At 61.0% G+C, this 19,430-nt stretch carries 13 protein-coding genes and 2 pseudogenes; 12 read left to right on the top strand and 3 right to left on the bottom strand.

Going from position 1 to position 19,430, the window contains the following annotated elements:
* Nucleotides 1-409: 409 nt before the first annotated feature.
* The 7 genes and pseudogenes from JQ624_RS36870 (at nt 410) to JQ624_RS36900 (ending at nt 6,733) form a co-directional block, all read left to right on the top strand.
* Complete coding sequence (locus JQ624_RS36870; protein WP_212423785.1) at nt 410-790, top strand: hypothetical protein; 381 nt, start codon at nt 410-412, stop codon at nt 788-790.
* A gap of 208 nt (nt 791-998) precedes the next feature.
* Nucleotides 999-1,873: pseudogene (locus tag JQ624_RS36875) on the top strand (tyrosine-type recombinase/integrase).
* 13 nt (nt 1,874-1,886) lie between these two features.
* A pseudogene (locus tag JQ624_RS36880) lies at nt 1,887-2,730 on the top strand (transposase); the annotation flags it as partial.
* 478 nt (nt 2,731-3,208) lie between these two features.
* Nucleotides 3,209-4,531 (top strand): acetamidase/formamidase family protein, encoded by a 1,323-nt coding sequence (locus tag JQ624_RS36885; protein ID WP_212423786.1) that lies wholly within the window; start codon nt 3,209-3,211, stop codon nt 4,529-4,531.
* Between the two features lie 303 nt (nt 4,532-4,834).
* A complete protein-coding gene (locus JQ624_RS36890) occupies nt 4,835-5,302 on the top strand; it encodes a histidine phosphatase family protein (protein WP_212423787.1) in 468 nt (155 codons plus the stop codon).
* 192 nt (nt 5,303-5,494) lie between these two features.
* Complete coding sequence (locus tag JQ624_RS36895; RefSeq protein WP_212423788.1) at nt 5,495-5,854, top strand: hypothetical protein; 360 nt, start codon at nt 5,495-5,497, stop codon at nt 5,852-5,854.
* 87 nt (nt 5,855-5,941) lie between these two features.
* Nucleotides 5,942-6,733 (top strand): Crp/Fnr family transcriptional regulator, encoded by a 792-nt coding sequence (locus JQ624_RS36900; RefSeq protein ID WP_212423789.1) that lies wholly within the window; start codon nt 5,942-5,944, stop codon nt 6,731-6,733.
* Between the two features lie 826 nt (nt 6,734-7,559).
* Here the strand turns inward: JQ624_RS36900 and JQ624_RS36905 are convergent.
* Nucleotides 7,560-8,024, bottom strand: a complete 465-nt coding sequence (locus JQ624_RS36905) for an isoprenylcysteine carboxylmethyltransferase family protein (protein WP_212423790.1) — start codon at nt 8,022-8,024, stop codon at nt 7,560-7,562.
* Between the two features lie 1,040 nt (nt 8,025-9,064).
* Between JQ624_RS36905 and JQ624_RS36910 the strand changes: the two genes are divergently transcribed.
* The 4 genes from JQ624_RS36910 to JQ624_RS36925 all read left to right on the top strand — a co-directional run bounded on the left by JQ624_RS36910 (nt 9,065) and on the right by JQ624_RS36925 (nt 13,010).
* Complete coding sequence (locus JQ624_RS36910) at nt 9,065-10,327, top strand: acetamidase/formamidase family protein (protein WP_212423791.1); 1,263 nt, start codon at nt 9,065-9,067, stop codon at nt 10,325-10,327.
* 65 nt (nt 10,328-10,392) lie between these two features.
* A complete protein-coding gene (locus JQ624_RS36915; RefSeq protein WP_212423792.1) occupies nt 10,393-10,998 on the top strand; it encodes a hypothetical protein in 606 nt (201 codons plus the stop codon).
* A complete protein-coding gene (locus tag JQ624_RS36920; RefSeq protein WP_212423793.1) occupies nt 10,991-11,806 on the top strand; it encodes a hypothetical protein in 816 nt (271 codons plus the stop codon). The genes JQ624_RS36915 and JQ624_RS36920 overlap by 8 nt, the downstream gene beginning before the upstream one ends.
* Before the next feature lie 115 nt (nt 11,807-11,921).
* Nucleotides 11,922-13,010, top strand: coding sequence for a HupE/UreJ family protein (locus JQ624_RS36925; protein ID WP_312014562.1), 1,089 nt, complete (start codon nt 11,922-11,924; stop codon nt 13,008-13,010).
* Nucleotides 13,011-13,854: 844 nt separating this feature from the next.
* Here JQ624_RS36925 and JQ624_RS36930 read toward each other — a convergent pair.
* On the bottom strand, nt 13,855-14,322 hold the full coding sequence (locus JQ624_RS36930) for a GNAT family N-acetyltransferase (RefSeq protein ID WP_212423795.1): 468 nt from the start codon (nt 14,320-14,322) through the stop codon (nt 13,855-13,857).
* A 1,155-nt stretch (nt 14,323-15,477) separates the two neighbouring features.
* Here JQ624_RS36930 and JQ624_RS36935 point away from each other — a divergent pair.
* Nucleotides 15,478-17,115 (top strand): adenylate/guanylate cyclase domain-containing protein, encoded by a 1,638-nt coding sequence (locus tag JQ624_RS36935; protein ID WP_212423796.1) that lies wholly within the window; start codon nt 15,478-15,480, stop codon nt 17,113-17,115.
* A 506-nt stretch (nt 17,116-17,621) separates the two neighbouring features.
* On the opposite strand, the gene JQ624_RS36940 is transcribed toward JQ624_RS36935, so the two are convergent.
* Nucleotides 17,622-18,383: a DUF899 family protein gene (locus JQ624_RS36940; RefSeq protein WP_212423797.1), complete on the bottom strand. Its 762-nt coding sequence runs from the start codon at nt 18,381-18,383 to the stop codon at nt 17,622-17,624.
* Nucleotides 18,384-19,430: the final 1,047 nt, after the last annotated feature.

Consider the following 19,430-nt stretch of genomic DNA (forward strand, 5'->3'; position numbering starts at 1 on the left):
AACGAAACCCCGCATCACTTCCCCCGCCGATTCAGCAAGAGAATCATAGCATCGACGGGGTTTTCACACAGCCTGGGTCAATCGCGTCATTTTAGTCGGCGGCCGACTACTTCCGGTCTTCCTCTGGAAACGGACATTGTCAGGGTCGGTCGCCACGTCTCAAAGGTGCCAGGATCAGACATGCGCATTCGTTGTCGATTGTGTGGCTATCGATCATTCTCCAATGCGCAAAACGCGTGATTTCACCCGCTTCGTGTGAACCACTCCGGCCCACCGGTTGTCGTGACGACACCGCCCCCGGAGGGCAGCCTTGGCCCGCGGAAGACGCCCGCGCCCTCGATGCCGCTTTACCGCATACTCCAGTGCGCCTAAGCTAATTTGGGGCAAGGTGAACCGGGGAGACCTGATCATGCCCAACGCAAATCAAGATAGTTGGTGTGCAGTACGAATTGTTCTCTGCGCGGCATTATCGCTCGGCTTCGCAACCTCAGCAGCAAGAGCTGAGAGCGATTTGAGAAAGGTTTGCAAAGTCGGAATGACGATGAACACTCTGGAGCCCGATGGTAATGCAATGAGCTGTAGGGCCTTAGGCCTTCAAGCAAAAGCCCAGAACTATCAAATTGGCTGCCAGAGCGCGGAAGTTAAAGATGCGGTCATGCTCACCGCGCCGATACACATCAACGATAAATCGGCACGATTAACAGCTTCATCTCTCGTGGCGAACACTGAAAACGCAAAGCACGCACCAGAAAAACTTGCCGCGTGCGCGGAGGTTTGGGTCGTTCGGTAGGCCGGCGGGTGTAGGCGCGTTGTAAGGCTCTACCTCGCAAGAGCCTGAGAGGATCGCTTTTCCCAGACTTCCGCTCCGGGTCAAAGGACTAAACCGCTCGCGCGGTAGGGCGCTGCGGCTGGCGACCCAGCCAAGACGATAGCGCATCGGGGCGTCCTGTCTTGAGATCGAGGGGTTCGACAACCTCACTCAAGACAGGAGCATCCCCATGACCGACGAGGCCATGAGCCCATTGCGGCGGCGCATGATCGAAGACATGACGATCCGCAAGTTAGCGCCAAAGACCCAGCAAGGCTATATCCGTACCATCAGGGATTTTGCTGCATTCCTCGGTCGATCGCCCGATACGGCGAGTTTCGAGGACGTCCGACGCTTTCAGTTGCATCTGGCGGCGAGTGGCGCGCACATCCCGGTTCTCAATCACACCGTGGCCGCGTTGCGGTTCTTCTTCAAGGTCACGCTCAGGCGCTCCGACATCATCGAGCACACAACGTTCCTCCACGAGCCCCGCAAGCTGCCGGTCGTTCTCAGCGCGGAGGAAGTGGCTCGGCTGCCGATGCCGCGCCGGGGCTCAAGTACAAGGCAGCGCTGAGCGTGGCTTATGGCGCGGGTCTGCGCGCCGCCGAGGTGATCTCGCTCAAGATCAGCGACATCGACAGCAAGCGCATGGTCATCCGCGTCGAACAAGGCAAAGGGCGTAAAGACCGCTACGTGATGCTGTCTCCACATCTGCTCGAACTGCTGCGTGCCTGGTGGAAGGCTGCGCGACCGCGGGGCTGGCTGTTCCCGGGGCGCGACCGCGTGCAGCCGATGACGACGCGCCAGCTCAATCGCGCCTGCCATGCCGCCGCCCAAAGGGCCGAGATCGACAAGCGCGTGTCGCTCCACACCTTGCGGCACAGCTTCGCCACCCACCTGCTGGAGCAGAACGTCGATATCAGAGTGATCCAGGTCTTGCTCGGTCATGCCAAACTCGACACCACGGCGCTCTATACGCGGGTTGCCACCAAGACGATCCAACAAGTCATGAGCCCGCTGGAGCATATCGCCCGTAAGGTTGAGAGGGCCGAGCCGCCCGCTTAAAGCGCGGCTCTTCGTGCCGCGTCCATCGCTGGAGGTCGCGGACATCTTCCGCGGCCACGGCTCGGCATGGCGCCGGGCCAATGCCGGCCATGTCAGCCTAGGCCAACTCAAGGTAATGTCGGCGATCGAGAACTGCCGCACGGCGGCGCTCGGCGGCCATGTCGCGCGCTGCGAGGACTGCGCCTATACGACCATCGCGTACAACTCCTGTCGCAACCGGCATTGCCCGAAGTGCCAGGGGGCCATGGCGAAGGATTGGCTGGCCTCGCGCGAAGCCGATCTGCTGCCGGTGCCGTACTATCATGTGGTCTTCACGCTGCCGGCGGCCATCGCCGACATCGCCTATCACAACAAGGCGTTCGTCTACGATCTGCTGTTCAAGGCCTCGGCCGAGACGCTGACCACGATCGCCGCCGACCCTAAGCACCTCGGCGCCCGCGTCGGCATCACCTCGGTGCTGCACAGCTGGGGCTCGGCCATGACCCATCACCCGCACGTCCACATGATCGTGCCGGGCGGTGGCATCTCGCTCGACGGCGAGAGTTGGGGTGGCGTGCCGGCCCGGCTTCTTCCTGCCGGTGCGCGTGCTCTCGCGCCTGTTCCGCCGCCTGTTCCTGGAGAAGCTGATCGCGGCCCACAAAGCCGGCCACCTGACGTTCTTCGGCGATCATGCCGCTCTCGCCGACGCGCCGGCGTTCGCGACGTATCTGGCACCGCTACGCCGAGCCGAATGGGTGGTCTATGCCAAGCGCCCGTTCGGCGGGCCACAGGCCGTGCTGGCCTATCTGTCGCGCTATACTCACCGTGTCGCCATTGCCAACAGCCGGCTGATCGCCTGCGACCGCTCCAGCGTCACCTGCCCCATAGCCCACGCCGCGCCACCCACGTACCCCTCCCGCGGTTAGAGGTTTGCGGACGCCGGCCCCCGTGCCCGCGGCACCACCGTCATGGGGCCGGCATCCGAAAACCTTCACAAACTGAGAAGTTCGGACGCGCAAACGGGAAGTCGGCTTTACCCCCAACTCCGGACATGGCCTTGCACCGCGCAAACTGACGCTTTGTGCCAATTCCGGACTCTTCCAAACACCTCAATGTCGACGGTAGATGAGCAATGTGGTACTGAATCTCTCTCGGCACGCCAAAGCGATGCGAGCTTTGGGATAGGCCCGCGATAACTCCGCGATCTGGCCATCGAGCCAGGCAAGGTGACGTATCCATGGCGCGTTGCCTGACAGCAAGTGAGTGCAGGTAGCGGTCCATTGACGCGGCGACGCGAGAGTTAACTTGCCGCGCAAGGCGGTCGATGGCGCACGGGCGTTTGCTTAGGAGATCATCATGTCGGTGAACCACGGCGACGGAAATGAGAACGCCCACCACCATCACGCCTGCGCCAATCTCTTTGGCTGCGGCGATGAGAAGGGCACGGGTATCATCCGCGAGGACATCAAGGATGCCGCGTTCGACGATCGCGCCTCCGATACCCTCCTCCACATGGGCGAGGTAGATCAGGAGACTCTCGACGGTTATCTGTCGGCGCGCGGCCAGTGGCGGCGCAAGTTCCTGCAAGCAAGCAGCTTCATGGGTGCGCTCGCCGCGGTCGAACCGTGGTTCGCGAGGCTGGCGCGGGCGCAGGAGCCCGGCACGGCGCCAAAGCGCCAATCCGATCGCGGAGGCCGCGTGCACGTGGTTCCCTCAACTAAGGAGACGGTGCAGCTCGGCGTGTACGACGCCAACCTAGTGCCCATTCTCGCGATCGATTCAGGCGATGTCATTAGCTTTCCCGATACCTGGTCGCACTTCCTCAATGAAATGCAGCCGGGCGTGTCGATCGACACGCTGGCGAAGCTGCGCGTCGACAATCCCGGCAGAGGGCCGCATTCTATCATCGGACCGATCGCGGTAAACAAGGCCGAGCCGGGCGATGTGTTGGAGATCCGCTACCAGCGGATCCGTCCCTACGAATGGGGCGCCGTCTTCAACAACCCGGGCTCGCTGGGGACCGGCTTGCTGCCGCAGGACTATGCTCAGGGACAGGTCAAGTATGTCGATCTCGACCTGCGCGCCATGAAAGGGAAGTTCCTGCCCAACATCACCGTTCCGTTGAAGCCGTTCCAGGGCACCTTGGGCGTTGCGCCACCCGATGGCTATTTCCCGCCCTTGAGTCCTGGCGTCACCAGCTCGGTGCCGCCGGGCCCGCACGCGGGGAATCTCGATCTCAGCGAGCTGGCCGAGGGCTCGACACTCTACATCCCGGTATGGAAGCCCGGCGCGCTGATCTATACGGGCGACAGCCATGCGGTGCAGGGCGACGGCGAGATCTCGCTTACGGCCCTTGAGACGCGCATGAAGGAGCTGCGCATCCAAGTCATTCTACATAAGCAGAAGAATCTGGCCTGGCCCGTAGCAGAGACGGATTCGCACTGGATTATCATTGGTCTAGACAAGGACCTGAACGCGGCAATGGCACTCGCTGCGCGCAACGCGATCAAGTTTTTGGCGACCCGGGCAAAGATGAGTGAGCTCGACGCCTATGCGCTGTGCAGCATCGCGGTGAGCTTCCGCGTGACCCAGGTTGTGGACATCGTGCGCGGCGTCCACGCGCTGATACCGAAGACCATCTTCGCCCCCCAGCTCAGACGCGAGATGACGATGGTGTGAGCGGCTCGCCTGCGGGCGCGACTTCCGCTATGGGTGGTCACTTTCGGAAGTTGGGCCTCGTGACAGAGATGTCCGCTCTACCGCAAAAGGCGACATCGACAGCGCGCCACAAACTGAACCAATTCCGAGAGATCATGGTATCGTTAGGCCCTTGTTGAACCCAAGCATCCCCAACCCATGCTTACAATCTTGAACACCCGGATAGCGACGCTCCTCCTCTGTTTGGTGTGTTTGCTAGCGATCTCAGCCGGACAGGCCTTTGGCGACGACGAACAGGTCTGGGCGGCACTAAGGCAAGGCGGCATGGTTGTCCTGCTGCGCCACACCCACGTCGACATGCGAGAAGGGATAGGGCACCTCGCGCCCGGAAACTGCGCCGAGGAATTAAACCTTTCCACCCGCGGCGTTGAGCAGGCCAAGCGGATCGGGGAAGCGTTCCGTGCTCGCGGCATTGCGGTCGGAGAGGTCCGGACCAGCCCGTATTGCCGTTGCATCGACACCGGCACGCTTGCGTTCGGTCGCGCGACGCCTGTCGAATACCTGATGCCTCCGGGTGTCTTATCCGAGAGTCAGGCCAAGTCGAATCAGGAGCGGGTCTTGCAAGACGTCCAGGACCACCACTCTTCCTCGAACTTGGTGATGATTACCCACGATCTCAACATTTCCAACATCGTTCTTGAACCATCGATTGCGATGGGTGATTTCTTTGTTCTTCGGCCCAATGGGACGGATTTCGATGTCATCGGCAAGATCCGAATAGGTGACAAGTAGGACATCTACATCAATACGCGGGTGGGCTTGTCATCGCAGGCCGTTGCGACGAAGGCGGTCAACGACCGCTTCCGGTCTAGCCCGGTGAACGGACATTCTCAGGATAGGCGGGCATGTCTCAAAGGTGCCACTTTTGGACTCATGCACCGCGGCAAGAGCGCGCGTCGAATGCGCCGATTCGCGGCGCGCGGCATGAAGCGCACGCTCAACGAGATCGCGCGCAACAAGTTCGACGAAGCCGCCACCGACCGCCGCCACCGCGAGAACCCGCACGGCGACAAAGTGCGGGAAGTCAGCGCCGCCTTTGCAGAGAACCGACCGCCGCAGTTTGAGGCGCGGGCCACCCTTCCGGGATCGCAGCAGCGTTTGCCGCGCGCCGGAATTGGAACTCGTGCGGCCGCGGCACGCCGTATGGTGTTACCCATACGCATTTTGCAATTGTGCCGCGCAGCGCACTTGCATCTAAGTCCCGAAGATGCTGAGCAGAAAATCCGCCTCGCGGTCGCGAGCGTTTGGAGTGTGATTGTTGAGAGCGAAATCGTCTGCAAGTGAATTGGATCTCGGTGCGCGTAGCGAAAGCAGATTTAAACAAATGCTAAGACCGCCGTTCCGTGCCGCTCGGAATGGAGAAGGCGGTGGATGCCTCTCAGCGGGTCACCTGCAGTGAGGCGTACCGGCGGAAGTGGTAACCGCCTTCTGGCAGCACTGCCGCCAGCAGACTTCGATCTGCTGGTGCCCCAGCTAGAGACGGTCGCGCTTGATCAAGACGCAGTCCTCTCGCGAGTGGGTAACCAGATCGAGCATGTTTTCTTCCCTCATAGCGGCGCCATCTCGCTGATGGTCGACATGGCGAACGGGAAGACGGTTGCCACCGCCGCAGTCGGGCGCGAGGGGGCAGTAGGCATTCTTTCCGTGCTGGGGCCGTCACCTTCGGCCACTACCACTATCGTTCGTGCGGCAGGCACCGCCTCCCGGATCCCCGCATCGCGATTTCACGCCGCTTTCAACCGGAGCCCCGCGATCCGGCACGCGGTCCAGACTCACGTCAGGGCGATGCTGATACAGTTTCAGCTCGGCGCCGCCTGCAATGCGCTGCATCCGGTCGAAGCCCGCATAGCACGCTGGCTGCTCCATTTTCGCGACCGCATCGACCACGACGTCCTCCCGCTCACCCAGGAGGCGCTGTCGGAAATACTCGGTGTGCGACGAACGACGGTGACGCTCCTGATACGCAATCTGCGCGCGTCAGGAGCGATCAGATCCGATCGACGAGGCCAGATCGAGATCGACCGATCGCGGCTCGCGGCGGCGGCGTGCGAATGCCACGGTACCATGAGTCTCGAAGTCGAGGAGACCTTCTCGATGAATACCGCCCAATCTCGCGTTTTGGTTGCGCCTGACGCAGTGGGTGAGTCGGGCGATGCTATGTGAGCCGTTTCGCGCCGTCACAATGGCGTTCAGGCATTCGCGTCCAAGTCCCGAATGTCGGCTTCGGGGTCAATCGCGTCGGTTTGCCCGGGTACCGGGGACTTCCGCTCTACCCCAATAAACAGACATTGTTACCGTAGGTCGGCAAGTCTCAGTTGTGCCAGAAGGCGACATCACGCAACCCCGGGTCAGGGGAAATGCCGCAGCGCCGTTGCGCTGGCAGTCAAAATAGCTCGTCGACAAAGCGTTGAACCTCCGACACAGGGCACACTGTCTAGGCGCGGAGTCCGTCTATCGTTGGAAGAGCCCTTCACCTTGGCATGGGCGCTCGGCGGCTTGGCATAGTCTGGCCGACGTGTCACTCTGTAGGATAAATGTGCGGGGGAGGAACCGATTTGTACCGCCATGTCGTTTTTCTGTGCTCGGTCATAATTGTTGTATTGAGCGCCGCGTCGGCGGCCCTCGCCGCCGACTCCGAACGGTGCCAAGAGCTGGGTCGTAAGTTTCGAACCGCGAAACTACAGATCACTGCAATCGAAGTGTCATTGGCTCTATTTTCGGCAGTAGACGGGAATTGCATCGGCCTGGCGGCTGTATTGTTGGACTATGGCGCGTCGGTCGACGCGCGTGACCGGTTTGGCGCCCGACCACTCAGCCATGCCGCCAGGCCGCGGACATCTCGGTCCATGGCCACCTCCATGTCATGTTGATCACGTTACACGAAGGACCTTTCAATTATACGCCTTCCGCCGACCCGCGCCTATGCCGTTCCGCGTAGCGGGAACGGCGAGGCACGGGCTCCCCGGCCCCGTATCTTGGCCGACAAGCCCTACAACCAGCGCCGTACCCGCGCGCGGTAGCGGCGATAGACGTCTCCGAACTTGCGCTCGAGATAGGCTTCCTCGCGGGTGATCACACCGTAGCGGATGACAAGCGCGAAGGGCACCAGCGTCATCAACAGCCAGAGGCTGTTGAAGGCAATGGCCAAGCCGATGAGCCCCAGCACCATGCCGAGATAGATGGGGTTGCGCGTGAAGCGGTAGGGGCCAGTCTTCACGATAGTCGTGGTCGGCAGGCGGGTGGGCACGTTCGAGCCGGCCCGGGTCATGGTAGAGATCGCCCACGCGACCAGCGCCAGCGCAAATACTATCGCGCCGAGCCACCCTGCAGATACCACGGCCGGCAAGAACGGCAAGGGCATAAGCCAGTTGAGCGCGAGCCCGGCAAGCACCGCGAGCGCCCACGCGATCGGCGGCCGGACAATGACATTCGCGGTATCTGCCGTGTCAGCCATGGCGCGACCAGTGAACCTGCGCTCCTTTCGATATGGCCAGCCGAAGACTATTTGCAAGCGTAGCGCAAAATAGCAGGCAGTCCGAGACTTACCGGTTGGAGCGTATGGCGGGCCGCGGCATCATAGCGCCACGGCGAAGCAATAGTGCCCATCTTCATCGGCCGTGGCGCGCCATTCCTCTCCAGAGCACGCTATGCCCCTCTCGCCGGGCGGCGCCGCGTAGGCGGCTTGGGTGCGCGAAGGGCGCGCCCCGGCGGTTCGCTCAACTCGTGCGCCGGTGTGACCCCACGCGATGATTCCGATCGAACGCAATCAATGGGCACAGGCGGAGCGAAGTATCTTTGGCGACCGGCATTGAAAAGCCTGCGGCTTCAGCAATTGCATCCTATCATTTTTGCCCATACTTGCACGCCTCGCACCTCCATCCTGAGGTGGAGTTTTCAAGCCGAGCCTTGCGACGATCAGGGCGCGGAAGGCTACGTTGCGGCACCCAATCGCCTTGGCGTCATCATTTCGCGAAACGAGATCAGAAGATCTTTGTCGATGGAGACGAGGTTTGTGTCATCTACGATTTCGTGACTGATACTCCGGTCGACCCAGTGTCGAGTGGATTGGAATGAGAAATGGAAAGATTAAGTCGGTGCGACTGAACTTTCACAGCCTGGAGTGGCCGGCAATCAGAGAGAGGAAGCACTCCGCCGAGCGAAGGTTGCGACGGCAACGCCTGCTCCTTAATCGCCGTGCGGGTTCCGCCATGGGGCCGCGGGCTGCCAAATTTGGACATTTGGGCTGGCCTGCGTGCATAAACATTGCCAAGTGCTTGCAGCTTGTCAGAACTGCTGAGAGTTTTGCTGCGCTAGCGTCGATCATGGGCTCGAATTTCGTTGGCGCAAATTCCGACAATTCGGCTGACCCTTTCGCCATACTTGACTTGCCTAGTGCCCCTAATAGGATTGCGAGCGGCGTTCTCCGCGAGAAGACGCAGGTGGTCCGACCGGAAGGAGACGCGCGGGCAGCGGGTCATACAGGGAGGACATCCAATGAAATCCAGACCCGTTTGGATGATGCCGATCGTCACCCTGCTCCTGGTCGCGAGTTGGGGTGGGGTGTGGGCGGATACCAGTGACGTCAAGGGCCCCGCCCCGGTGATCGTGGGAAAGTCTGGCAAGCACTGCAAGGACGATCCGCACTGCTTCAACCGGTATCATTTCGCAATCAAGCCCGCCGCCCGTGTAAATCCTGAGCAGCTTTTTGTACTTGAGACGCGCGATGCGCTCGATTCTGATCTCACCTTCGATTCGACGGCGCAGGATGTGGCGGCCGCCAACCTCAACCTCGTGCATCCGCTGACCGGGCCCGTCTACATTGAAGGGGCGAAACGGGGCGACGCACTCGCCGTTACCGTGGTGGACATCGCGCCCGACGATTTCGGTTACACTACGATCGTGCCAGGATTTGGCTTCTTGCGTGATGTCTTCCGCGATCCTTTCATCGTGCACTGGAACCTGACGCGTCTCGAAGCGCGTTCGAAGGATCTGCCGGGAATCTCCGTTCCTATGAATGCGTTCATGGGCACGGTCGGCGTCTTGCCGGGCGAGCCTGAGCTTGAGACGTGGCTCAAACGGGAGAAGGCGCTCGCGGACGCGGGCGGCGCGGCGTTGACCCCTCAGCCGGTTGATGCCCTGCCGACGGATCTTTGCGGCGCCAATGGTACGGCGAAGGACAAGTGTGTTCGCACCGTTCCGCCACGGGAGAACGGCGGCAATCTCGACACCAAGGAGACAGTGGTCGGCACCACGCTGCTTTTTCCTTGCTTTATCGACGGCTGTGGGCTTTTCGCGGGTGACGTTCATTTCGCCCAGGGCGGCGGCGAGGTGGCGGGCACCGCCATTGAGATGGGCGCAAAGGTGACGCTCCAGGCCAAGGTGATCCCGGGCATGGCTTCGCTGCTTACGACCATGCACTTCGAAGGCGGCTCGCAGCTAAAGAGCCTCGCTCCGGGGAGTTTCTACGCTGTCTCGGGGCTTCCGCTCAAGCCCGAGGGCGAATTGCCGGTGTTCGACACCTACCTTGGTGGCCAGAAGATCGCTCCGCTGGCAAACCTCTCGGAGGATGTCAGTTTGGCAGCGCGAAACGCCACGCTCAACATGATCGACTTTCTGGTCAAGACAAAGGGTCTTAGCCGCGAGCAGGCTTACGTACTGGTGAGCGTGGCCGTCGATCTCCACATCGCGCAACTCGTCGATGTCCCGAACCTGGGTGTTACAGCGATCTTGAACCGCGACGTGTTCAAGCCGCAATGACGGGTGCCTGAGCCAATCGTTGGTGCAGGCTCGGCATCGCACCGCTGCCTTGGAGCTTGGCGAGTATGAAGCGGCGCACGATCCTTACGTCGGTTGCGAGTGCGGCGGCGCTTGTTCTTGCCGGGCACAGAACGTTTGCGGTCGCGGGCCCTGATCGGCAGCAACGGCTGATTGGGCCGCAGTTTGCCGACTTGAATCCGGACCGTATGTGGCCGGTCTACCGGCGCTACCACCTGCTGATCGTCGGCCAACGCGATGATGAAAGCGGCAGTGCTCTTGCGGCGGCGACGGTCGACGTACTGATGCGATTTCTCCCGAACTCGCGCGCCATGCTGGTCCGCGCTGCGGATGCTCGGCGCGTCGGCGTGCTCATTGCCACGGATCAACAGGACGTCGCAATCATGGCGGCGCGAAGTGCGGAGGCCCTCTTTCTCGGCAAGCCGCCCTTTGACGATATCCACGACGCGCCGTTGCGGATAATAGTATCATTTGGGAGCCACTCCCTCGTGTGCCGCCCGAGTTTCATGGCACGCCACGCCTATCTGATCGCGAGGACGCTGGCTGAACACAAAGACGCATTTCCCACGCCCGCCGGTGCTCCCGACGGCGTCGTCCCGGCGCACCGGGGATCGCACGCCTTTTTCGCCGGCGAGGAGGTGCCCAGTGACTGATGACTCGGCCATGGCAAACGCATCCTGCACATGGCAATCGCTGACCGCCGCCTGCCCGCGATGCGCAGCCTTTCGGGGTCCCGGGCCCGGGCTCGTTCTCTTCGTTCTCCTCTTTTTGACTCTTGGCGCCCGCACGCTGGTCGCTCATGATATGATCGACATCGAGCGAGCAAACGTGCTCGTCTCCGCTGCCGACGAGGAGGTCGCACTCGCCAGAACGGCCCCTGGGCCAGGACCTGAGGGCATGGCGCGATTTGCACTTGGTATGGTTCTAGTCGAGGCGACCAACATCATCAACCGCGATCTCGCGGCGCACAGCGGGCGGCTTACGGTTAACGGCGAACTCTTGCTGAAGGCTCTCGTCCAGCGCGATCTGGCGCCCCGCTTCGACGATGCGATCGGGCGCTACCGCCTGCCGAGAACCCTGCTCGAGGAAGCCATTCGCCTCTCACCCGAAGCACCTTATTCGCTGCGCGCCCGGTTCGAGCTCCTGAAAGCCGGATTCTATGAGAGCTTCGTACTCGATCCTTTTCAGCTTGTCGGCATTGGGTTGGACGATCTTGACCACCAGATCGCCGAGGCCAAGGCGTTGGCTTTGGCCATCGCGAGCGGGGACGACGCCGAGGAGGCAGCGTTCATTCACGCCATCGATCTTGCGCGGGCCTCACAGCTTGCGCCGCCTGAGGAAAGGCGCGCTTACACCGGCAAGGCGCTGACGGCGCTTGGGGCGTTCTCAGAAGCCTACCCCCAGAGCATTCGTGCCGCGACGGCCGGCGTAATCATTAAGCGCCTGGGCGGTGCCGAATGATTGGCGACCGACGCCAGCGACGCCAATGAACTGGGCACTTCGCCGAACGCGCTTTATACAAAGCCTCCGGATGCGCCCAGGCCGTGCTCGACTCAACAGCGGTCCCACCGCGAGAGTGTCTCGCGGCTGGCTTGCCCTGGCCAGCGTTGCCGTCGCTGCCATCGCCACTTGGGAGGCGCAGGCGCACAATGCCGGGGTCAGCACCTCGCGCATCGTGGTCCACGGCCGCACGGTCGAAGTGGAAATCAACGCTCTTGGTCGCGACTACGAAAAGTCGGCCGGGGTTCGAATCACCGAAGCGGGATCGGGCGAGGTCAACCGTGTGGCGCTGGCGGTCATGGCGCCGTCAGTGCTCACCTACATTGGCGACCACGTTGCAGTCTTTGCCGGCAGGCAGCAATGCGCGCCTAGGCCAGGAACGGCACTGCCGGCCGACACCCACGTTCTGGTGACGGTGGCATGGACCTGTCCATTGGATGGCGGCGAGCTGCGCTATCGCGCGACCCTGTTTCACGACGTGGATCCTACCGCACGACATCTGGCTATCATCGCAACCGAGAGCGGCGAGCGCGAGCTTGCCCTCGACAGCAGAGCGCCCGAGGTCGCTCTGTCCGGTGCGGGGTCGTCGGCACTCCAGGTGGTCGGGCGGTTCGTCCAGGCCGGTATCGAGCACATCTTTCTCGGCTACGATCACATCGCATTCCTTGCCGCGATCGTGCTTTGGGCGCAGCGTTTGTGGCCGGCGATCAAGATCGTCACCGCCTTCACGATTGCTCACTCGATCACGCTGTCCCTTGCTGCGCTGCAGATTGTCGTATTCCCAAGTGCCATCGTCGAACCGGCGATCGCCGCGACGATCATATTTGTAACGGTCGAGAACTTTTTCTCGCGCAATGTGGACGGTCGCTGGCGGGTGGCGTTCGTTTTCGGGCTCATTCACGGCTTCGGCTTCGCCAGCGCGCTGCAGGAGATCGGGCTGCCAGCGAATGCGGCCGTGCCCGCGCTCGCGGCGTTCAACATCGGCGTGGAGATTGGGCAGGTCGTGATTGTGGCCCTCATCTTTCCACTTCTGCTGTGGTCGGGTCGGATCGGTCACCGAGCCGCGGCACGCAAGGGACGGCATCCGGCGGTGGTCTACTTCTGTTCAGCGGCGATCTTGTCGGCCGGGCTTTACTGGCTCGTGGTACGCACCGTGCTCCCCTGAAGCACCGGCCAGTTGCTTTAGCGCCATGTGCGATCCGGCCTTGGTCGACGGCTTTGTCTCGGACCGGCGGCGACCGATCTCGTCAAGGATGCCCTACTGCTTCGGATCAACGCCGACCCGAGGCGTCTTCTCGTACGACATCGTTGCCTGGCCGCGACCACGCGCTGGCGCTTGGCGTTGCAGCCACGCCTCCCGGAGCAGATCGACGCTGAGGTGGTGGAAGAGCGCGGTGAACTTCTCCTTCTTCCTTTGCTGAGCTGCTTTCCGTACGCGAGCGAGCGCCTGGGTCACACGAGTCCGGCCCTGTGTCCGGTGTGTGCTTTGCTCGCCTGCGTTCCTCTCGGTCCCCGCCCTTGGCTCCGCCGACTCCGCCGCCGGTTGCCCGGCATTGTTCGTCGGCTTCACGGCTACTATGGCGGAGTCAGACTTCCCACGGTCGTGCATGATCGGCTTCGGCTCCTCGCCTTCCCGATGCGGACCAGAGCAGCACGCGTTACGAGCGCCGTCGGCCGGCCGTGGGACCTCCCGGTTCCCGTACAAGAAGCTTCTGCACATGCCAGGGTCTGTGACCACGCCGGGTCGTCCAGGCGCTCGCTAAAGGCGCCCGTGCGTTTGGCCTTCCACATTCGGAACTGTGCCGGCACCCAGGATGATAGGTCTTTCGCGGTTCAATGGCTGGCCTGTGCACTCCCCTGCCGACGCTTCGCCGGCGCCCTTGCGGACGTCTGCGCACGGCTCGGGGCCGATGTGGATCGCTACTCCTTCATCGTAAGGGACTGCACCCTCTACTCCTTGCCGGTCTCCCGGCGCACTCCGCAAACCTTCACAGTTTCGGACCTGAAGGCTAGTCCGCAGGGCAAAGGTTCATCACTAATTTCGGCAACATCCTACCCGGCACCGAGCCAAACGGCGCTTGGCCGACATCGTAAGCTCCCATGCTGCGGTAAAACGGAGCCGCATCGGGATCCGCATCGATGGTGAGTCGCGTGGCACCCAGTTTTTTCGCGACGTCGGTAGCCCAAACGAGCAGCGCCTTACCGGTCCGGCTGCGAAGCGCGCTGGGCTCGACGAATAGTTTCAGCAAATCAGCCTCACCATCGACCACTTTTACCTGTGCAACACCGATTGGCTTGCCGTTAAGTTCGGCAACTGCGATGGGCGTCAACTCCAAATCGCGCGGCTCAAACGACAACTCGCCGCGACATGCTTCCATGAATTTCTCGTCGTAGCCCCAAACGGCTTTAGACCTGAAACAGAGATCGGAAAGGCCGGATAGCTCATTAAACGTTGGTGCTCGGATTGTTAGAGGCAAGCTAAACCTCCTTGGACTTCAGGAAGCAGTGTAGCATTTCAGCTTGCCAATGTCTCTTGTGGGTCATTCGCGTCGATTTGACCGGACCACGGCGACTTCCGATCTACCCCAGTGAACAGACATTCTCAGCATAGCCGAGCATGTCTCAAAGGTGCCGATAGTGTTGCAAAAGTCCCAAAAGGACGCGCGGCTAATTTTCCGCGAAAGAACGAAATAAGCGACAATCGCCGGTCAATGTAGCCTCAGGCCCGTTGTCAGAATCGCCGGTGAGTTTAGCGCCACGACAGCGTGGTCCCCCAGGTTATTATTCATTATTCGATCGTCGCGCCTATGGCTCTAAGAATTTGAGTCGCATGCCGCAAAAAGACTTTTGCAACACTATCGGCCATAGGCCGACATCAGGAAAGAGGCTGGCGTACGGCCGCGCAGCCAGACGGCAAACGCGATCAGCAGCAAGTCTGCGGCCGCACGGCTTCGCCAAGCCAGATGGGCCGCTAGTCTTCATAAAATGAGACGTTGCGGATCAGGTGTCTTTGATGTCCGATATACCCTCAACAGCGGCGCGAAGTGGTACGTCGCGGGATGTCCGAGTTGGGTCTAGGCTGTGTGCGGCAAGGAGGCCAAGGCATGAGGATAGTGATCGTAACTCTAGGAGCGGCCCTAGTCCTGTGTAACCTGCTGGGCACGTTTAGTGCCCCAGCGCATGCGCAGGCCAAAGTCGTTCGTGAACCACGGGAAAGGCCTGCCATCAGGGTGCCCGTGGTAAGGACAACTCCTTACTGGGATTACAATATTGTTCCACGATATCGTTATCGCCCTGAGGACGACCGGGTCGATCCATGTGGCGGGCCCGTAGTGCCGGTAATTCGCTATGGGCCTCAAGAGGAAACCGTTCCGTTGTGGCTGGCGAACGCTTTGGGTCTCGGCCGTGTGCATGGTCGAGATTGGCCGTGTAAGGGTCGCAACCGGGCTGGCTGAGGACCGCGTCGGGTCATTCGGGTGGTTTGACCGGACCACGGCGACTTCCGGTCTACCGGTGAACGGACATTCTCAGGATAGGCGGGCATGTCTCAAAGGTGCCAATAAGCGGCTGGGGTGCGTCTGGCACTGCCATCGCATCCATCGTACACTAAGCCTTCGGTTGGGTTGCATGCCATGGTGCAAGAGCGACCAGTCCGGGTGGAGCGCAGGTTGTCGGCGATATTGGCCGCCGACGTGGCAGGCTACTCGCGACTCATGCACCATGCCGAAGAAGCGACTCACGCCAAACTATCCGTGCTTCTGACCGAGGTTGTCCATCCCGCAATCGCCGAACACGGCGGCCGCATCGTGAAGAATACCGGCGACGGGTTCTTGGCGGAATTTCCGAGCGCGGTCGAAGCGGTTCGAGCTGCTGCGCAATTCCAGACCCGTATCAAGGAGCTTACAGTCGGCGAGGCGGAAGACACGCGCATCACTTTCCGCGTGGGTATCAATATCGGCGACGTAATCGTCGAGCCGCATGATATTTTTGGCGACGGTGTAAACATTGCAGCGCGACTCGAAGGCATCGCTGAGCCCGAAGGCATCTGCGTCTCGTCTTCCGCCTACGACCATATCCGAGGGAAAGTCGGCATTCAGTTCGTCGATCTGGGCGACCAGAACCTCAAAAACATTGACCGGCCGGTCCGAGCCTATGCCGCGCTCCCGAATGGACCTAGCCCGGCGACGCAGGCTGCGCGCGCGAGATCAAGCTCATGTTCACCGCCTCGTCTCTCTATCGTTGTGCTGCCCTTCGCCAACCTCAGCGGTGATCCTAATCAAGACTACTTCGTCGATGGCGTGACCGAGAGCCTGACCACGGATTTGTCGCGCATCAGGGGCTCATTCGTTATTGGCCGACACACGGCATTCACCTACAAAGGCAAGGCCGTTGATCTCAAACAGATCGGTCGTGAGCTGAACGTCCGCTACGCGCTCGAAGGTTCTGTACAGCGTGGCGGCGACCGGCTCCGGGTGAACGTGCAGCTTATCGATACCGAAACAGATAGTCACCTCTGGGCCGACCGGTTCGACAAGCCTATCGCCGACCTGCTCGATATGCAGGACGAAATTATCTCCAGGCTTGCCAACACACTGAATGCCAAGCTCATCGCTGCGGAAGCACGGCGCGCAGAAGGCATGCTGAATCCGGATGCGGTTGACTTGATTTTTCAAGGCAGGGCCCGCCTCAATGAAGGGCAAGCCCTTGAAAGTTTGACGCAGGCACGTGGCTTTTTCGAACGTGCGTTGGCGCTTGATCCTGAAAATGTTGATGCATTGGTCGGTAAGGCGATAGTTGATATATCAATCGGCTCCACGTTGCTCACCGACGATCGCATGGCGCGTTGTACGGCGGCGAAAGCGGCCGCGACCAAGGTTCTATCGCTCGCCCCAGACTATGCGCTTGCCCACCTAGTTCTGGGTGTGATCCACATGATTACAAACCGCGCTGCCGAAGGCATCGCCGAATGCGAGCAGGCATTGGTGCTGGATCGAAATTTGGCGGATGCCCACGCTTGCATTGGTTGGGCTAAGGCGCTTCTCGGTCGCAGCGCCGAAACGGAGGTCCATACGAACGAAGCGCTCCGCCTCTCTCCTCACGATATCTACGCGTTTCGATGGATCAACGGTATCGGCATTGCCAAATCACAGATGGGGGCCGACGCAGAAGCGGCCGCATGGCTGCGCCGGAGCATTGAGGCCAACCCAAATGCCGGCCGACATTTCTCAGCGAGAATGGGAAGAGGCATACGCGTGGCCCTCCGAAAATAGGCCACCATACCCTCCCCTTGGGCATCGGGTAATGCGCGGGCTATTGTTTTACGGGGCTATGATTCTGGTTGTCGCTTTTCTCTTACAGTTCTTGACGCCCTTTCCAATTCTGACTTGGGTTTTCGGATGGCCGTCCGCAAAGCCCTAGTAACTTTCGCAGTTAGCGAAACTATCTTGTGCAACGGATTTTATATGGCTCTGTTGAGCCACTACCCCGGCCTGTTTCGTTAGAACCATTGCTTGGCCGACGTCGGCTTTGGTGCGCATTAGAGACTCAAGATGGACACCGCGCATGGTCCGAAACGTGCCACAAGCGCACGTTCGAGCGTGCTCCGTTTCGGAGGCCGCTTGTTACTGAAATGGCCCGCATCTGGGGCCGTTGGGCACGCTGCAGATAACCATTGAAGCTGAGGAAAGCACCCAGTGTACCGAGGATCAGCGCGGCTACGATTGTGTTGGCGCGGCCGCCCGCAGGCGCCCATTGTGCGCCTTGGCGACAGAGAAAACTACGGTTCGCGCCTGCAGCAGGGATAGGTGAGCTGTTCCTGCCAATCGCCGCCACGCCCCTCGGGAACCAAATCGAAGATATTCCAGAGTGGTTCGATAGTGCCGACGTGACGTGGATCCTGGCCCGCGTCTGTGGGCGCGTAGAGCATTTCCGAACCCCAGAAGTGCCGCATGGTGCCGCCTTCGCGATGAAACACGTTCAGCATCGGCTGTTGGTAACCCACTTCGGTCTCGCCCCCATAGTCGCGGTTGAAGCTGTTTTCTGCCGAGGAAAGCAAGCGAAGATGGCGCCAGCTTCGCTCCTCAGCGAAGGCCAGAAGCCGCGGCAGCGGCGTCTTGGCGACAATGACCATGTTCACCCGTGGCTCCACATGCGGCGCTGTGCCGTCAAGCTGATCCACCAGCGCCACACAGGAGGGGCACGGCCCTTCGGAGAGAGGCAGTCGAGCTGTCAGGCCCTTCGTGGGCCCGGGACGATCGTCCGACGGGTAGCGCGGGAACATCATATTGTAGACGACGAGCGAATCCCTGCCGGGCGCGAACAGCTCTGACAGCCGCACGTCGCCGAGCGCGCCGTCAGGCCGCAGCCCGTGGAAAATATAGTCCTCCGGAACCTCACCGCCGGGCGGCAACGCACGGCGCGCCGCGGCCAACGCCTCCATCGTGCGGCGCAGCTCGACCTCCTGCGCAAGCAGCCGATCACGGGCGGCCCGGTAGGCCTTGGATTCGCTCGGGAAGGTGAAAGTCGCTTGGCTGGTCATGAGGTCCTCCTCCCAGCGCTAGAGTTGAAGTCGGCGGCGGCCAAGTAGCTGCCGGTTGGCCCCCGACCAGAGGACGGATCGCTGGCGCGCAATCCGACAGGCGGTCCAAATTCTTGATCAGATTGTTGGTCGTATGCATCCGTGTTCGAATGGCTCGGACCACCTGATCCGACGAATTTCCGCGATAGATATCGTACCAACCCGCCGCCAGCCACGCGAGCAGTGCCGGCACGTGGGCCGTGAGCGCCAGCGCCGTAGCCTTAAGGGCTAATTCGAAATTGCAGTTGCCAGTCGCATTCTAAGTTTTAGCGTACCGATAATCGTGCGGATTTGGCCGACGCCTCATCAACCCCGGCCATGCGTACCGGGCGATAAGGGACCGCCGCTCTGCCCCAGGGCGACGGCCCCGCCGAAATAAGCAATGTGCGATGGAACCGGCGCCGTGCCGGCAGTTGCGGAATGAGCCGTCCAGCGATCGCCCGGGCGGCTTGTTCTATGCGGTGCGCGCCGCCTCCAAAGCAGCTCTTGCCGTATCTCGAATAACGTCACTCGGAAAATTCGAACGGAGCAGGCATTGAAAGCCCTATTCGTGGCGCGCAATTAGTTTCAACTTAATGGCACGCGCAGCCGCATCGATTCTCCTCGGTGATTGCCGATTGCATCCCTGCGCCAATTGACTGAATGACCTGCTGTGGATGGTCCACGCCACTTCGGTTGCGATAGTTCCAAGCCGCACTTGAAGTGCAGCTAGCTTGATCAGAGCAACAATTAATTCGGAAAAACGCCCCTCGGGTAACTTCAGCTCTTCCATTCACAGCGTGGCGGGCTGTGCTTGCAAAAGCTAATGTCCGGGTTGGGTCAGGCTCGGAAGTCTCTAACAGTGCGAACGAAGTCCGTTTTTCATCCAGCAACCGACGTAGACCCGATTCAGTCAGTGCGTCAGGTTCATGTTGGCTTCCGGGGATGGAACACCTCTCCGACGGACAGTTTCGGGTCCTTGATCCGAGAGCGGTCCTTGCGATCGTTCTTTTGTGCTTCGAGCTTCTG

The sequence above is a fragment of the Bradyrhizobium sp. AUGA SZCCT0283 genome, assembly GCF_018130385.1.
Lineage (GTDB): Bacteria > Pseudomonadota > Alphaproteobacteria > Rhizobiales > Xanthobacteraceae > Bradyrhizobium.

Bases quoted from the DNA above. Each gene is read 5' to 3' on its own strand.
- JQ624_RS36915 (WP_212423792.1), top strand. From the start codon at position 10,393: ATGAAGCGGCGCACGATCCTTACGTCGGTTGCGAGTGCGGCGGCGCTT.
- JQ624_RS36890 (WP_212423787.1), top strand. From the start codon at position 4,835: ATGGTTGTCCTGCTGCGCCACACCCACGTCGACATGCGAGAAGGGATA.
- JQ624_RS36885 (WP_212423786.1), top strand. From the start codon at position 3,209: ATGTCGGTGAACCACGGCGACGGAAATGAGAACGCCCACCACCATCAC.
- JQ624_RS36940 (WP_212423797.1), bottom strand. From the start codon at position 18,383: ATGACCAGCCAAGCGACTTTCACCTTCCCGAGCGAATCCAAGGCCTAC.
- JQ624_RS36870 (WP_212423785.1), top strand. From the start codon at position 410: ATGCCCAACGCAAATCAAGATAGTTGGTGTGCAGTACGAATTGTTCTC.
- JQ624_RS36935 (WP_212423796.1), top strand. From the start codon at position 15,478: ATGGTGCAAGAGCGACCAGTCCGGGTGGAGCGCAGGTTGTCGGCGATA.
- JQ624_RS36905 (WP_212423790.1), bottom strand. From the start codon at position 8,024: ATGGCTGACACGGCAGATACCGCGAATGTCATTGTCCGGCCGCCGATC.
- JQ624_RS36900 (WP_212423789.1), top strand. From the start codon at position 5,942: ATGCCTCTCAGCGGGTCACCTGCAGTGAGGCGTACCGGCGGAAGTGGT.
- JQ624_RS36910 (WP_212423791.1), top strand. From the start codon at position 9,065: ATGAAATCCAGACCCGTTTGGATGATGCCGATCGTCACCCTGCTCCTG.
- JQ624_RS36895 (WP_212423788.1), top strand. From the start codon at position 5,495: ATGAAGCGCACGCTCAACGAGATCGCGCGCAACAAGTTCGACGAAGCC.